The following is a 12851-nucleotide window of genomic DNA, read 5'->3' on the forward strand; positions in this document are numbered from 1 at the left end:
CGATGGGCGCAGTCTACACCCATCGTCTCGACAGCGAGGCGACCACGATTCTGTTTGGCTGGACCGAGGGCGTTCCGGAAATTATCTATTTTGGCTCGCGGCTTTCCGATGATCTCGATCTGGAAATGTTTGCCCGCTCGCGCTCGCGGCCGCGCGGTCACGCGACGCTGGATGAGCACGCGCCGATTTCCATGCAGCCGGAAATCTCGCGTGGCTTCATGGGCCATCCGGGCCTGATCGCTCACCGGCGGGGTTCAGTGCAGGCCGGTTGGGCAGGGCAGTTTCTGTTTTCGCGGATGAGCGAAATCGACGGCGGGGTGGAATTTCGCTGCTATGATCAGCATCGCGGTCTGGTGCTGGAAATCACCTGCCGGCTCTGCTCCCATTCAGGGGTGGCGGTGTTCAAAAACAAGCTGATGAACGATGGTGAGAGCGATATCGTCGTGGACTGGATGAGCGCGCCGATCATTCCCGTGCCGCAGCTTTACAGCGAATATTTGCACTTTCATGGCCGCTGGTGCGCGGAATTTCACATCGACCGTCGCGCGGTGCCTATGGGTCTGGTCAAAAGCGAAAACCGGCGCGGGCGCACTAGCCATGAGGCGTTTCCCGGCACGGTTATGCTGACGCCGACAACGGACGAGGAATCCGGTCGTTGCCTCGGCGTCCATATGGGCTGGAGCGGCAATCACCGGATGGTCTTGGAGCGTATGACTACGGGCGAGTGCCAGCTTCAGATGGGCGTGTTGCATTTCTCTCGCGAAGGCATCGTGCCTAAGGGTGGGACAATTTTATCGCCAGAGATTTACGTTGCCCAGTCCGATCATGGCCTGAACGATATGAGCCAGAAGTTTCACGCTTATGTGCGCGAGAATGTGCTTAGATTCCCCGACCCGAATAAGCCGCGCCCCGTGACGGTGAATACATGGGAAGCGCTGTATTTCGATCATGACCTCGACCGCCTTAAAGCGCTTGCCGATGCAGCGCAGGAGGTCGGTGCCGAGCGTTATGTGCTGGATGATGGCTGGTTCAAAGGACGCAACGACGACACGACTTCGCTGGGCGACTGGTATCCCGACGAGAAGAAATATCCCAACGGCCTGCACCCGATTGTCGACTATGTGGTCGATAAGAAAGGCATGGAGTTTGGCCTTTGGGTGGAGCCGGAAATGGTCAACCCGGACAGCGACCTTTACCGCGCGCATCCCGACTGGATTTTGAGGGTTGACCCGTATCCGTCCATGACGGGCCGCAATCAATTCGTGCTCGATCTGACCAATACGGAAGTGACCGATTATCTGTATGAGCGGCTCTCCAGCCTGCTCAGCGAATACCGCATCTCCTATTTCAAATGGGACATGAATCGCGATCTTGTTCTGCCGGGCGATCGTTCCGGCAACGCGGCGGTGCATCGGCAGACGAGCGAACTCTACCGCCTGATTGACCGGCTGCGCGCGGCCTTTCCCCATGTGGAAATCGAAAGCTGCGCATCAGGGGGCGGGCGCATCGACTATGAAATCCTGAAGCGTACCCACCGTTTCTGGACGTCGGATTCCAACGATGCCGTGGAGCGCACGCGCATCCAAACCGGCTTTTCTTATTTTCTCCCGCCGGAAGTGATGGGCAGTCATATCGGCCCCGCTTGGTGCCACACATCGGGCCGCGGTTTTCACCCGCATTTCCGTGCACTGGTGGCGAGCTATGGGCATATGGGCCTGGAGCTTGATCTGACGAAGATTGACCCCGACGATATGGCAATCTTCAAAAACGCTGTGGAACGCTACAAACAGGACCGTGGGCTTTGGCACGGTGGCGCATTCCACCGCATCGACACGGTCGATGCAGATTTGCTGGGCGCAGCGGTGGTGAGCGCTGACCAGCGTTCTGCGCGGGTTGTCATGATGCAGATTGACCGTCCCCGCGCCGTGGTGCCGCCTGCGATTGCGATACCAGGTTTGGACCCCGAATTGAACTATGCGGTGACCCTGCAAACGCCAGATCATGTGGCTCTTCATGCAAGCCGCAAATTCGATAATCCGTTGCTCGATGGGAAACTGGTGTTGAGCGGATCGGTGTTAAGCGCAGCAGGAGTGCAGCTTCCCGTTCTCTACGCGCAAACCGGCGTGGCGCTGGCGGTGGAGGCGGTGTGATGGGGTCCGGCGTCCTTATTGCTCTCGATTGGGGAACGACGCATGTGCGCGCCGCGCTTCTGGGTGCTGACGGGCAGGCGCTCGAAGAGCGCAACGGCGAAAGTGGTGTCGGGCATTTCACGGCGGCTGAATTCGAAGCGCGGTTTGATGAATTGACCGAGGGCTGGCCGAATGTTCCAGCGGTAGCATGCGGCATGGTCGGCAGCCGCCAAGGCTGGCATGAGGCGAAGTATCTGGAGTGTCCTGCATCCACCGATGAGTTGGCTGGTGCGTTGAGCAGCTTCAAAGTGGGTGAACGCCTTGTGACTATCGTTCCAGGCTTGACGGTCCGTCACAAGGCTTCCGGACATGACGTTATGCGCGGTGAGGAGGCGCAGCTTGCCGGCCTTATCGCCCGCGAACCGGATTTCTCCGGCACTGTTGTGTTGCCCGGCACCCATTCAAAATGGGCGCGGCTGGACAGCGGGCGGATTGTCGATTTTCAAACCTATATGACCGGCGAAATATATTCCGCGCTGTCCAAGCACACGATTCTTAGCCACTCGATTGACGACAGTGGAGCGCCTCTGGATGACACCGCGTTCAGAGTCGCTTTCGGCGATGTGTTTTTCACCAACGGAAGCGACTGGTCGCGGTTTTTTGGCATTCGTGCGGGGCAATTGATCGTTGGTGAAGGTTTGGGTGAAGGGGCAGCTAAACTCTCCGGCACACTGATTGGAGCTGAATTTGCCGCAGCTGTAAAAGACGGCTTTGACGACTTGAGTCTGACCATCATCGCTTCAGGCGAATTGGGAAGGCTGTATGCTGCGGGCGCACAGGTTTTGGCGTGGGAGGTGACCGTTTACAAAGGCACTGATCTTGTCTGGCCTGCGCTGTTTTCGATTGCCCAGGCGGCCAATTTAATGGAATTAAACCTATGACACATCCCGCTACCGCTCAGCACCGTCCGCTTGTTGCTATTCTGCGCGGGGTCAAGCCTGACGATGTTGTCGCCATTGGCGCAGCACTTTGGGATGCTGGCATTGGCATGATCGAGGTGCCGCTCAATTCGCCGCAACCGCTGCAATCCATTCGCGTGCTCGCCGATGCGATGGGCGAGCGGGCGTTGATTGGCGCCGGCACGGTTTTAACTGTCGAGCAAGCCGATGAAGTGTTCGAGGCTGGAGGCCGTCTGATCGTCTCGCCCAATATGCGTGAAGACGTGATCCGCCGCACGGTGGAGCGCGACGGGGTATCCTTCCCGGGCGTGTTCACACCGACCGAAGCCTTCGCCGCTCTGGATGCTGGTGCCCATGGGTTGAAGTTCTTTCCCGCGAGCATCCATGGCCCTGATGGAATAAAGGCGATCAAGGCTGTCTTGCCGCCCGATTGCCCTGTTTATGCCGTCGGCGGTGTGAGCGTGCCGACCATTGGTGAGTGGTTGGCGGCAGGCACGAATGGCTTTGGCATCGGTTCCAATATCTTCAAACCGGGCTGGGGTGCGAAACAGGTGGGCGAACACGCCCGCGCCTTTGTAGCGGCCTATGACGCTGCTGTCGGCTAGTGCGGCTTTGCATCGGGCGAGCGGCTTTGCCACAATCATCTGATGACGCTGCTCCGCTCTATCATTTTTCTCCTCTTTGCCTGTGGCAATGCGTATTCGCAGCCTTGCAAAACGGGTGAGCCTTTAACCGGGAAGATTGTTTCAGGCAGTCCTTTCAAGTTTTCAATTGAGGGCGATGCACGGCTTTTCTCGCTGAAAAACGTCAGGTTATTTTCCAGTCGTCTTGGCAAAGACTTTCTAATGTCTGGTTCGACCGTCGAGCTTTACGGGATTTCCGAAAAGCCCGACCGCTACAAGCGCTACAGCGCACATGTTTTCATCAAAGACCGTTGGGTTCAGGGCAAGGCGCTGAAAGCCGGCGCGGCGATTTTCGACGGGCAGGCGGGGCGGTCCGAATGCGTGGATGAAATGATGCGGCTGGAACGTGAGGCGATTGCAGCAAAAAAGGGTGTCTGGAGCGGGAAAATGAAGGTTTTTCAAAGCCAAGATGTCGCTGCGATTTCTGCCAAAAGTGGGCAAATGGTATTGGTAGAAGGAGTTGTGCAAAGTATTGGCGACCGCTCGTCACGTCTTTACCTCAATTTCGGTCAAAAGTGGTCGGAGGACTTCACAGGCTTTGTGCGCCGAAAGGGGCGGGAAGCGTATCGGGGCGATATCAACGAATTGGTGGCGTTGAAGGGAAAGCGCATCCGTATTCGTGGTGTGCTAGAGGAAAGCGGCGGCCCGATGATTCGGATTTTTCATGAGGCGCAGATCAGCATTGAAGACTAACTGCAAATTTGTTGCGCGCAGCGCAGCTCTGCTAGGCCTGCTGCTTTTGGGCGCGTGCACCACGCTGGATTCTGCCGATGATCTTCAGGCTGCGGTTTCTGGCGAGGCGCCTGTATCGTTCGAAAGCCAGCGTGCGAAAGATCCGCAAGCGAAGCTGGGTGCAAAACAGCATCCCAAAATTCTTGCCGCTCATGGCGGTGCTTTCAAATCGCCCGCGATGGAGCGACTGCTTGCTCCTGTAGCCGGCGCCTTGGTTTCAAGCTCCGGCGACAATGCCCGCGCCTATGACATCACGGTGCTGGATTCGCCCCAAGTGAATGCCTTCGCTTTACCGGGTGGATATCTTTACGTCACACGCGGATTGTTGGCATTGGCCAACGACGAGGCAGAGGTGGCGGCAGTGCTAGCCCACGAGATCGCCCATGTGACCAGCAATCACGGCATTGAACGCCGCGAGCAGGCGCAGGCCAACGAGGTGGCGGAGCGGGTCGTCAACGATGTTGTCTCCAACGAAGTGGCGGGAAAACTGGCGCGGGTTCGTGTGTCCAACCGCATGGCGAGTTTTTCCCAGACGCAGGAATTGCAGGCTGATGCTGTTGGCATCAAGCTGTTGGGCAAGGCGGGCTACGACCCGTTTGCCTCGGCGCGGTTTTTGGAAAATATGGAGCGGTATACATCGTGGCGCTCGGCTTCCAACAACAGCGGCGATGATATGTCGAGTTCGCACCCATCAACTCCACAACGGGTGGAATTGGCGCGTCGCCACGCCCGTGCTATTGGGCCTGTTGGAACGGGCAAGCGCAATGGCAAACGCTATCTGCGCGGGCTGGACGGGCTGGTCTATGGTGACACGGCCAACGAGGGCTATGTGCGGGGCCAGCGGTTTTCGCATGTGAAGCTGGGCATCACGTTTGAGGTTCCAGAGCCATTTGAGTTGGTCAATCAGTCAACGGCAGTTCTGGCATCTGCTCCCGGTGAACGAGCGCTTCGCTTTGATGCTGTTGCGTCTAACGGACGGGTTGACCCCGTGGCTTATCTGAAATCCGGTTGGGTCAATGGTTTGCAGGCCGCTAGCGTTCGTCCGCTTTCCATTGATGGGCAACCGGCAGCTTTTGGCCGTGCGATCGCAGGCGACTGGCAGTTTGCTGTCACGGTGATTGCAAAAGAAGGTCGCATGTTCCGCTTCATTCTTGCGGTGCCGAAATCCCAGCCTGATATTTCCGCGCTTGGAGCCCAAATTGCCGGCTCCTTCCGTCGATTGACCGATGCACAAAAGGCTGCGTTGAAGCCGCTGAAAGTGCGCGTTGTGGAGACCAAGCCGGGCGATACGGTGAACAGTCTCGCACGGCGAATGAAAGGCGTGTCAAAGCCTGAGTTGTTGTTCCGTGCGCTGAATGGATTGTCGCCCAACGAGCGGATTACAGCGGGCACTTTGGTCAAAATCATTTCCGACAGCTAAGCCCTTGCTAGGGTGGTGTGCGTTTGATTAGTTGGTGGCTCTACCATTTCCTTTGCGCGGAGCGCCCCCATGAAATTGTCTTGTCCCCTTTCTGCCGTTGTCACCGGTGGAGCCTCCGGCCTTGGCGAAGCAAGCGCACGTATGCTGGCGGCTCACGGAGTTCGGGTTACGATTTTTGATTTGAACGATGAGCGCGGCGAAAGCGTTGCCAAGGAGATTGGCGGCTCGTTCTGTCATGTTGATGTGACCGACACGGACAGCGTCGCCAATGGCTTTGAGGCCGCCCGCGCTGCCCACGGCCAAGAACGCATCCTGGTGAATTGCGCTGGCATTGGCGTTGCGATGAAGACCGTCTCCCGCGACCGGGAAACCGGGGCTGCCCGAATGCACGACCTCGCGGCTTTTGCAAAGGTTATCCAGATCAATCTGATCGGCACCTTCAACTGCATCGCCCATGCGGCAACAGGCATGGTTGGCGAAGAGCCGATCACGGAGGACGGTGAGCGTGGTGTGATTATCAACACAGCTTCCGTTGCCGCCGAAGACGGTCAAATCGGCCAAGCGGCTTACAGCGCGTCAAAGGGTGGCGTGAAGGGTATGACCTTGCCGATTGCCCGCGATCTGGCACGTGAAGGTGTTCGGGTGAACACGATTTTGCCCGGTCTGTTCAAAACCCCCCTTTTCGAAGGTCTGCCGGAAGATGCCGTTAAGGCATTGTCCGCGTCGGTGCCGTTTCCCTCTCGCTTGGGCAAGCCGGAGGAATATGCCGAGTTGGTCGAGTTCATCTGTCAAAGCGCCATGATGAATGCCGAGTGCATCCGCCTCGATGGCGCGATCCGCATGGCGCCTAAATAGAAGCTAGAGCCTTTCAAGCGGAATTTCTTTCAACATGACCCGATCCGCAATCCACGGGTGCAGAGCAATAGCGCGGCGGATGAAAGTGTCGGCCCGCGCATAGTCTTTTCGGATCAGATGGATCCGTGCAATGCCGGCCATGCAACCGACGTGCCGTGGCTCCAATTCCAGCGTTTTCGTGCAATCGGCAAGTGCTTCGTCGTAGCGCTTGCGAACGAAATGGATGTAAGCCCGTTGGTTCCAGGCCTCCGCATAATTCGGTTGGCTTTGGATGACTTGCGAGAAAAAACCAAATGCGACTTCCAGATCGAACCGCTCACGAGCCCGCAGGCCACGGTTCATAATCGCCGCGCTGGTGGCATCCGGCGTGAGCATGAAGACGGCCCACATTTTCTCCGACGCGACGTTGCCTTGGGTCTCGTTGCTGGCCTTGCCCATTTCCGCAAATACGGCGTTGAGCGACGCCTCTCGGTCAAAACCATCGGGTATTGGGCGGGCTGGATCGGCGCTCTGGGCTGTTGTGATGGCGATGAGAACAAGGACGGCCAAGAGCGCGAGCAGCGTCGAGGGAAAAGCGTGTACTGCTTTTGGTTTAGCTAAGTTCGCGGGCATCATGAGCGTCCACAGCCGCCAACATGGCAATCATGGCCTGTTCGTCTGCCTCGATTGAAGGATCAACCGCTTCCTCTTGCTCGATCTGCGCCTTGGCCCATTGGGGCTCTGGATTGTGCGGCTTCACGAAGGCGCCTTCGTAGAGCGGTTTGACGGCCGTATGGATGCCGAAGGCGTTTGCTTTCGGCACCAGAACGCCCTGCTTGATGAGTTCGGCTTGCATAGCGTTCGCGTTCGCGGCTTCCATATGCAGCAGGCGCTGCAACATTCCTGTGCTGCTTTGATTGTGCGCACGCACGATCATTTCGGCCCATTTGTAGAGTGCTGGATCGACTGCTGCGTGTGTTGGCGCGAGCTTGGCACTCGCGATTTTTGGCATGGCAGGTAGTAAGGCCGCAGCGCCAATGGCTTGCAGAAACGAGCGGCGCTTCATGACGCTAAACCATCCATAACCTTCGCCAGTTTCACATCCAGATCGCTAAGACCGTCAACATCATGAGTGGTGAGTGTCACCTCCACGGTCTTGTAGACGTTTGACCACTCTGGATGATGGTTCAGTTTCTCGGCATGGATCGCTGCCTTCGTCATGAAGCCGAATGCCTCGACAAAATTGCCAAATACGAATTTGCGGTGGATCGCGTCGCGGCCATGAACGGCGCTCCACTGCGATAGATCGGCCAAGGCCGCTCTGCGTTCGTCTTCTGTGAGCGCTCTGCGTTCGTCTTCTGTGAGTTTGTTTGCCATTCGTTCCTCCATGGGGCCTGAAGATGGGATAGGAGGCGCATCCGATCAAGGTGCCAAAGGGTAGCGCGCTTCTATAACATAGGGTCCGCCGCCGCGGCTTTCGCGGGCTGAATAGAGATTGAAGTGGTCCGGCTGAAACGGCGGCAGTGCGGGCAGGGCGGTTGTGGCGAGCCACGTCTCTACATCGTAGGCGCTCCAGCCCCGACCGCGGGCGAGCGTGATATGGGGCATGAAATTGCGCGTCTCCGGTGGAAGGCCAAGTCGCTGCATCAGCGTTTCATGGACGCGCGCCAAGCGCGTCAATGCCTCATCCTTGGCAACAGCTGCATGGAGCGAGCGTGGCTTTCCTTTGCCGAAACTGTCCAGCCGGGTGAGCACAATGTTGGGTGCCGCCCACGTCTCGCGGGCCAGAGCTTCAGCGATTTCATTGCCCAAGGTGGGCGTCACATCCCCGATAAAGCGCAACGTGATATGCATGTCGGAAGTGTCAATCCAGCGTGCTTCTGGCACGCCCGATTGTAGAATTGACAGTGCTGTTTTGTGCATCATGGGCAAGGCAATGCCGGTGAATAGGCGAGGCATTATTCGTCCGGGTCACGCTCTGAGATTTCAGTTGGTGGAGCGATTATGATCCGGCGGTTCTCCAGGTCAACGACCGGAACATTGGCTTGCGTGAATTCCAAAAACCAAGTGTTTGATCCCAGTCCACCGCCATCCATTAACGGGGCGATTTCCAGCAAGTCCCCCGCACCAAAATCCGGTACAGCCATGACGTTACCAACGCGTGTTCCGTCATTTTCCAGCACATCGCAGCCGATCAAGTCCTGAACGTAGAATTCGTCTTCCTCCGTTACGTCGGGCAGCATGGAACGGTCGATGAAGAGTTCCACACGGTTGAGTGCTTCGGCCTCTTCGCGGGTGCTCACGCCCTTGAATTTCACCACCAGCATCGTCTTTTGTGCCCGAAGGCGCATGATTTTGAACTTGCGGCCGTCCTTGTCGTAAAGCGAGCCATAGGCGTCCAGAGCGAGTGGGTCTTCGTTGAATGGTTTGACGCGCACTTCTCCCTTCACGCCGTGTGGCGCGCCAATCTGGGCCATCAGGATGGGTTTTTTCATTTCCATGGGTTCTCAATAGCGAGCGATGAGACAAAGAAAAAGGGCGATGGCTTCAAAGCCACCGCCCTTCTCGAATGTAGTGCAGAAAAGAGGCTTATTCAGCAGGAGTTTCTTCAGCAGGAGTTTCGGCTGGCGCTTCTTCCGCTGGAGCTTCCTCAGCAGCGGGAGCTTTCTCTGCCGGTGCTTCGGCTGCGGCCTTCGCTGCTTCTTCAGCTTCGGCCTTGGCAGCTTCCGCGGCTTCCTTGGCGTCTTCTTCTTTTTGTTTCTTCTCTTCAACGCGCTCCTGCGCCTTCTTGCCGGGCAGGGCTTTCTTCGGGTTGTCGCGAGCATCGCGCTTCATGATACCTGCCTCGTCGAGGAAACGGGCAACGCGGTCGGTCGGCAGCGCGCCGTTGTCGAGCCAATGCTTGATGCGGTCTTCAACCAGCGTTACGCGCTCTGCGTTGTCTTTTGGCAAAAGCGGGTTGTAAGAACCCACTTTTTCGATGAAACGGCCGTCACGGGGCGAGCGCACATCTGCGATAACGATGCGGTAATAGGGGCGCTTTTTTGAGCCGCCACGGGCGAGACGAATTTTGGTAGCCATGAGTTTAGTTCCTTAGGTGTTCATGTTCGTTGAATTTACGACTGCCGGTCGGCAGCTTGTTTGTGATGCTGAATGACTTCGCGAATGACGAATTCGAGAAATTTTTCGGCAAAATCGGGGTCCAGATCGGCCTGTTCGGCCAATGCACGAAGGCGTTCGATCTGTTGCTTTTCGCGGCTGGGGTCAGACGCTGGAAGATCGTGTTCGGCTTTCAGCAATCCGACCTGCTTGGTCTTGCGGAAGCGCTCGGCAAGCGTGTGGATAAGGATCGCATCGAAATTGTCGATGGATTTGCGGTGCTGGGTGAGTTGTTCAAGCGGGGTCATATGCGTGCTCAATGAAGCGATCCTTCCATGCGTTTGCGGAAGGCATCCGGCGGAAGGTGACGCCACACTTGAGCGTCAAAGCGCTCTTCGCCGTGCACGGTGGCATCGCCGTCATGGATGGCGCCCAAAGAGCGCGCTACGGTCTTTGAGCCCTCATTATGAGAATCAATCAAGCTTATGGCAGTGGTCCAGCCCAAATCATTGTACGCGTGCTGCAATGCGCGCCCCGCTGCTTCGCGGGCATATCCCTGACCGGTGGCCGATGGAACGAGGGTGTAGCCAATTTCGTTTTCCGGCCAGCCTTTGGGACACCAAGGCCCTGCCCAACCGATGCAGATATTCGATTTCTTTTCTTCGACCGCATAGAGCGAGAAGCCTCGTAGTGCCTGATGGCCAATGAATTTCGCCATCATGCGCCAGCAAGTTTCCTCGCTGAGCTTGCCGCCGATATAACGGGCATGCTGTGCATCGCTGAAGACTTCGACAATCGCTTTCAAGTCTTTCTCGCGCCAACCGCGAAGAACAAGGCGCTCGGTTTCAAGGGTAGGAAAAGCAGTCACTTTTTCTTTCCCCCGAAGCCACCGCCAAGTCCGGGCAGTTTGCCGCCGCCAAGTCCGGGGAGTTTGGGCATTCCGCTACCGCCCATCTGGCGAGCCATTTCTTCAAGCTGTTTTGGGTCCATCTGTGAAGCGTCTGGAAGGCCACCCATGCCGCCCATTCCCGGCATGCCCATGGCGGCTGCCATTTTACCCATCATGCCTTTGCCTTTTTTGCCGGACATGGCTTTCATCATGTCGGCCATCTGGCGGTGCATTTTGAGCAATTGGTTGACCTGCTGAACCGATGAACCCGACCCGGCGGCGATGCGCTTTTTTCGGCTAGCGTTGAGAACCTTGGGGTTTTTGCGCTCATGGCGTGTCATCGACGAGATAATCGCCTGCTGCTTTTTGAACACGCTGTCATCAATGCCCGCGCCGTCAATGGCCTGTTTCATCTTTTTCATGCCGGGCATCATGCCCATGAGGCCGCCCATGCCGCCCATATTGGCCATCTGGCCGAGCTGCTGGGAAAGATCGTCAAGGTCGAACAGACCCTTCTGCATCTTCTTGGCCATCGCTTCGGCCTGTTCGGCGTCGATGGTTTCAGAGGCTTTTTCAACGAGCGAAACGATGTCGCCCATGCCGAGAATGCGATCGGCGATGCGCTTGGGATGGAAATCCTCGAGCGCGTCCATTTTCTCGCCGGTGCCCATCAGTTTGATTGGCTTGCCGGTCACCGCGCGCATGGAAAGCGCGGCACCGCCACGGCCATCGCCGTCGATGCGGGTAAGCACGATACCGGTCACGCCAACGCGCTTGTTGAAACTCTCGGCGAGGTTCACGGCGTCTTGGCCGGTCAGGCTGTCGGCAACCAGCAGAATTTCATGGGGGTCGGCCGCATCGCGGATTTCGGCCATTTCGGCCATCAGCGGCTCGTCAATGTGCGTGCGGCCTGCTGTGTCCAGCATGACCACGTCAAAGCCGCCGAGTTTTGCTGCCTGCATAGCGCGGTTGGCGATCTGGACAGGGCTTTGGCCCTCAACGATGGGCAGTGTCTCCACACCCGTCTGTTCGCCCAATTGGCGCAATTGCTCTTGAGCAGCAGGGCGGCGCACGTCGAGCGAGGCCATCAAAACTTTTTTGTTCTGCTTTTCGCGCAGCCGAAGCGAGAGTTTGCCGGTTGTCGTCGTCTTACCGGAGCCTTGCAGGCCCACCATCATAATGCAGACGGGGGACGGCGCGTTCAGTGAAACCGGTTCCGCCTCTTCGCCCAGCATTGCAACAAGCTCGTCGTGGACGATTTTGACGACCATCTGGCCCGGCGTCACGGATTTTACGACTTCGGCACCAACAGCTTTTTCGCGCACGGCTTCGGTGAACTGGCGCACCACTTCCAGCGCCACATCAGCTTCGATGAGTGCGCGGCGCACTTCGCGCAACGCTGTGCCGACGTCCTTGTCCGACAGGGCACCGCGGCGGGTCAGGCCGTCAAAGATACCGCTCAAGCGATCGGAAAGGGATTCAAACATTGCGTCTTCCAGTTTCACATTCTGATGCCAACCCTATCGAGATAGGCACGGACCGTTCAAAAACCATACGCAAAAAGCACCCGCGGGCGAATATCGCTGGCGGGTGGTGACCTCCGGTGGCTCGAAACTCCCATGCGGGCGAGGGACCGGTCGGTGGCTCTTTGACAAAAGGTATTGTCTGGTGGGCGCTATAAAGAGCAGGCGCGGGAAAGTGTCAAGTCACACAGCGTTCTCGGCAATGTGATATTGCGCACTGTCGAATTGCCACAATCGACGTACAGATGAGTTGTTCCGGGGCGGGACACGTCAAGTGAAACGCAGTTCGAGGAAGAAAATCATGTCTGACTATGAAAGAAAGATGCAAAACGCTGCTCTCGCGGATACGAGCGTCTACAAGAGTGGAAAACTGTCAGCTGCCATCGGCTACAGACGCAGCGACGATATTAAAGCCAAGATTGGTCCGGTTGGCCCCGTCGAAGTCTCTCCGGCACCGACTGTCGCGCTGGACGTTTATCCCTACTGATAGACCATTTCGCTGTTTTGTATGGCTAGGTCTCTTCAAACGCTGCGGCATCGTTCCGTTTGACACTTTGACCGCTTGCAGCGCAAACAGACGCCC

The 12851-nt window shown here is 57.3% G+C and carries 16 protein-coding genes; 7 read left to right on the forward strand and 9 right to left on the reverse strand.

Features of this window, described 5'->3' with window-relative positions; translation table 11 throughout:
• Positions 1-2 precede the first annotated feature (2 nt).
• From ACFQ14_RS01215 to ACFQ14_RS01240, 6 genes are all read left to right on the forward strand, one after another.
• The gene (locus ACFQ14_RS01215; protein WP_377210871.1) at positions 3-2150 is read left to right on the forward strand and encodes an alpha-galactosidase; all 2148 of its coding nucleotides are present in this window, start codon (positions 3-5) and stop codon (positions 2148-2150) included.
• Complete coding sequence (locus ACFQ14_RS01220; RefSeq protein WP_377210872.1) at positions 2150-3070, forward strand: 2-dehydro-3-deoxygalactonokinase; 921 nt, start codon at positions 2150-2152, stop codon at positions 3068-3070. The genes ACFQ14_RS01215 and ACFQ14_RS01220 overlap by 1 nt, the downstream gene beginning before the upstream one ends.
• Positions 3067-3693: a 2-dehydro-3-deoxy-6-phosphogalactonate aldolase gene (locus tag ACFQ14_RS01225; RefSeq protein ID WP_377210873.1), complete on the forward strand. Its 627-nt coding sequence runs from the start codon at positions 3067-3069 to the stop codon at positions 3691-3693. Before ACFQ14_RS01220 ends, ACFQ14_RS01225 begins: the two co-directional genes overlap by 4 nt.
• Before the next feature lie 240 nt (positions 3694-3933).
• Entirely contained in the window at positions 3934-4464 is a 531-nt protein-coding gene (locus ACFQ14_RS01230) for a thermonuclease family protein (RefSeq protein WP_377210874.1), read from the forward strand.
• A complete protein-coding gene (locus ACFQ14_RS01235) occupies positions 4436-5923 on the forward strand; it encodes a M48 family metalloprotease (RefSeq protein ID WP_377210875.1) in 1488 nt (495 codons plus the stop codon). The genes ACFQ14_RS01230 and ACFQ14_RS01235 overlap by 29 nt, the downstream gene beginning before the upstream one ends.
• Before the next feature lie 69 nt (positions 5924-5992).
• The gene (locus tag ACFQ14_RS01240; protein WP_377210876.1) at positions 5993-6778 is read left to right on the forward strand and encodes an SDR family NAD(P)-dependent oxidoreductase; all 786 of its coding nucleotides are present in this window, start codon (positions 5993-5995) and stop codon (positions 6776-6778) included.
• 3 nt (positions 6779-6781) lie between these two features.
• On the opposite strand, the gene ACFQ14_RS01245 is transcribed toward ACFQ14_RS01240, so the two are convergent.
• The 9 genes from ACFQ14_RS01245 to ffh form a co-directional block, all read right to left on the reverse strand.
• Positions 6782-7390: a tetratricopeptide repeat protein gene (locus tag ACFQ14_RS01245; protein WP_377210877.1), complete on the reverse strand. Its 609-nt coding sequence runs from the start codon at positions 7388-7390 to the stop codon at positions 6782-6784.
• A complete protein-coding gene (locus ACFQ14_RS01250) occupies positions 7371-7823 on the reverse strand; it encodes a hypothetical protein (RefSeq protein ID WP_377210878.1) in 453 nt (150 codons plus the stop codon). The genes ACFQ14_RS01245 and ACFQ14_RS01250 overlap by 20 nt, the downstream gene beginning before the upstream one ends.
• Positions 7820-8134, reverse strand: a complete 315-nt coding sequence (locus tag ACFQ14_RS01255) for a 4a-hydroxytetrahydrobiopterin dehydratase (protein ID WP_377210879.1) — start codon at positions 8132-8134, stop codon at positions 7820-7822. Before ACFQ14_RS01255 ends, ACFQ14_RS01250 begins: the two co-directional genes overlap by 4 nt.
• Positions 8135-8179: 45 nt before the next feature.
• A complete protein-coding gene (gene thpR, locus ACFQ14_RS01260; RefSeq protein WP_377210880.1) occupies positions 8180-8716 on the reverse strand; it encodes an RNA 2',3'-cyclic phosphodiesterase in 537 nt (178 codons plus the stop codon).
• Entirely contained in the window at positions 8716-9252 is a 537-nt protein-coding gene (rimM, locus tag ACFQ14_RS01265) for a ribosome maturation factor RimM (RefSeq protein ID WP_377210881.1), read from the reverse strand. Before rimM ends, thpR begins: the two co-directional genes overlap by 1 nt.
• A gap of 94 nt (positions 9253-9346) precedes the next feature.
• On the reverse strand, positions 9347-9838 hold the full coding sequence (gene rpsP, locus ACFQ14_RS01270) for a 30S ribosomal protein S16 (RefSeq protein WP_377210882.1): 492 nt from the start codon (positions 9836-9838) through the stop codon (positions 9347-9349).
• 35 nt (positions 9839-9873) lie between these two features.
• A complete protein-coding gene (locus ACFQ14_RS01275; protein ID WP_377210883.1) occupies positions 9874-10164 on the reverse strand; it encodes a chorismate mutase in 291 nt (96 codons plus the stop codon).
• An 8-nt stretch (positions 10165-10172) separates the two neighbouring features.
• On the reverse strand, positions 10173-10724 hold the full coding sequence (locus ACFQ14_RS01280; protein ID WP_377210884.1) for a GNAT family N-acetyltransferase: 552 nt from the start codon (positions 10722-10724) through the stop codon (positions 10173-10175).
• Complete coding sequence (ffh, locus tag ACFQ14_RS01285; protein ID WP_377210885.1) at positions 10721-12232, reverse strand: signal recognition particle protein; 1512 nt, start codon at positions 12230-12232, stop codon at positions 10721-10723. The genes ACFQ14_RS01280 and ffh overlap by 4 nt, the downstream gene beginning before the upstream one ends.
• A gap of 337 nt (positions 12233-12569) precedes the next feature.
• Here ffh and ACFQ14_RS01290 point away from each other — a divergent pair, with 337 nt between their 5' ends.
• Positions 12570-12755 carry a hypothetical protein gene (locus tag ACFQ14_RS01290; protein ID WP_377210886.1) on the forward strand — a complete coding sequence of 62 codons (186 nt, stop codon included), beginning with the start codon at positions 12570-12572 and terminating at the stop codon, positions 12753-12755.
• The last annotated feature ends 96 nt before the right edge of the window (positions 12756-12851 follow it).

Source organism: Pseudahrensia aquimaris (genome assembly GCF_042676045.1).
Lineage (GTDB): Bacteria > Pseudomonadota > Alphaproteobacteria > Rhizobiales > Rhizobiaceae > Pseudahrensia > Pseudahrensia aquimaris.

Excerpts from the sequence above, each read along its gene's own strand:
- ACFQ14_RS01245 (WP_377210877.1), bottom strand. The coding sequence starts at position 7,390 with ATGCCCGCGAACTTAGCTAAACCAAAAGCAGTACACGCTTTTCCCTCG.
- rimM (WP_377210881.1), bottom strand. The coding sequence starts at position 9,252 with ATGAAAAAACCCATCCTGATGGCCCAGATTGGCGCGCCACACGGCGTG.
- thpR (WP_377210880.1), bottom strand. The coding sequence starts at position 8,716 with ATGCCTCGCCTATTCACCGGCATTGCCTTGCCCATGATGCACAAAACA.
- ACFQ14_RS01255 (WP_377210879.1), bottom strand. The coding sequence starts at position 8,134 with ATGGCAAACAAACTCACAGAAGACGAACGCAGAGCGCTCACAGAAGAC.
- ACFQ14_RS01240 (WP_377210876.1), top strand. The coding sequence starts at position 5,993 with ATGAAATTGTCTTGTCCCCTTTCTGCCGTTGTCACCGGTGGAGCCTCC.
- ACFQ14_RS01220 (WP_377210872.1), top strand. The coding sequence starts at position 2,150 with ATGGGGTCCGGCGTCCTTATTGCTCTCGATTGGGGAACGACGCATGTG.
- ACFQ14_RS01235 (WP_377210875.1), top strand. The coding sequence starts at position 4,436 with ATGAGGCGCAGATCAGCATTGAAGACTAACTGCAAATTTGTTGCGCGC.
- ACFQ14_RS01225 (WP_377210873.1), top strand. The coding sequence starts at position 3,067 with ATGACACATCCCGCTACCGCTCAGCACCGTCCGCTTGTTGCTATTCTG.
- ACFQ14_RS01275 (WP_377210883.1), bottom strand. The coding sequence starts at position 10,164 with ATGACCCCGCTTGAACAACTCACCCAGCACCGCAAATCCATCGACAAT.
- ACFQ14_RS01215 (WP_377210871.1), top strand. The coding sequence starts at position 3 with ATGGGCGCAGTCTACACCCATCGTCTCGACAGCGAGGCGACCACGATT.
- ACFQ14_RS01230 (WP_377210874.1), top strand. The coding sequence starts at position 3,934 with ATGTCTGGTTCGACCGTCGAGCTTTACGGGATTTCCGAAAAGCCCGAC.
- rpsP (WP_377210882.1), bottom strand. The coding sequence starts at position 9,838 with ATGGCTACCAAAATTCGTCTCGCCCGTGGCGGCTCAAAAAAGCGCCCC.
- ACFQ14_RS01250 (WP_377210878.1), bottom strand. The coding sequence starts at position 7,823 with ATGAAGCGCCGCTCGTTTCTGCAAGCCATTGGCGCTGCGGCCTTACTA.
- ffh (WP_377210885.1), bottom strand. The coding sequence starts at position 12,232 with ATGTTTGAATCCCTTTCCGATCGCTTGAGCGGTATCTTTGACGGCCTG.
- ACFQ14_RS01290 (WP_377210886.1), top strand. The coding sequence starts at position 12,570 with ATGTCTGACTATGAAAGAAAGATGCAAAACGCTGCTCTCGCGGATACG.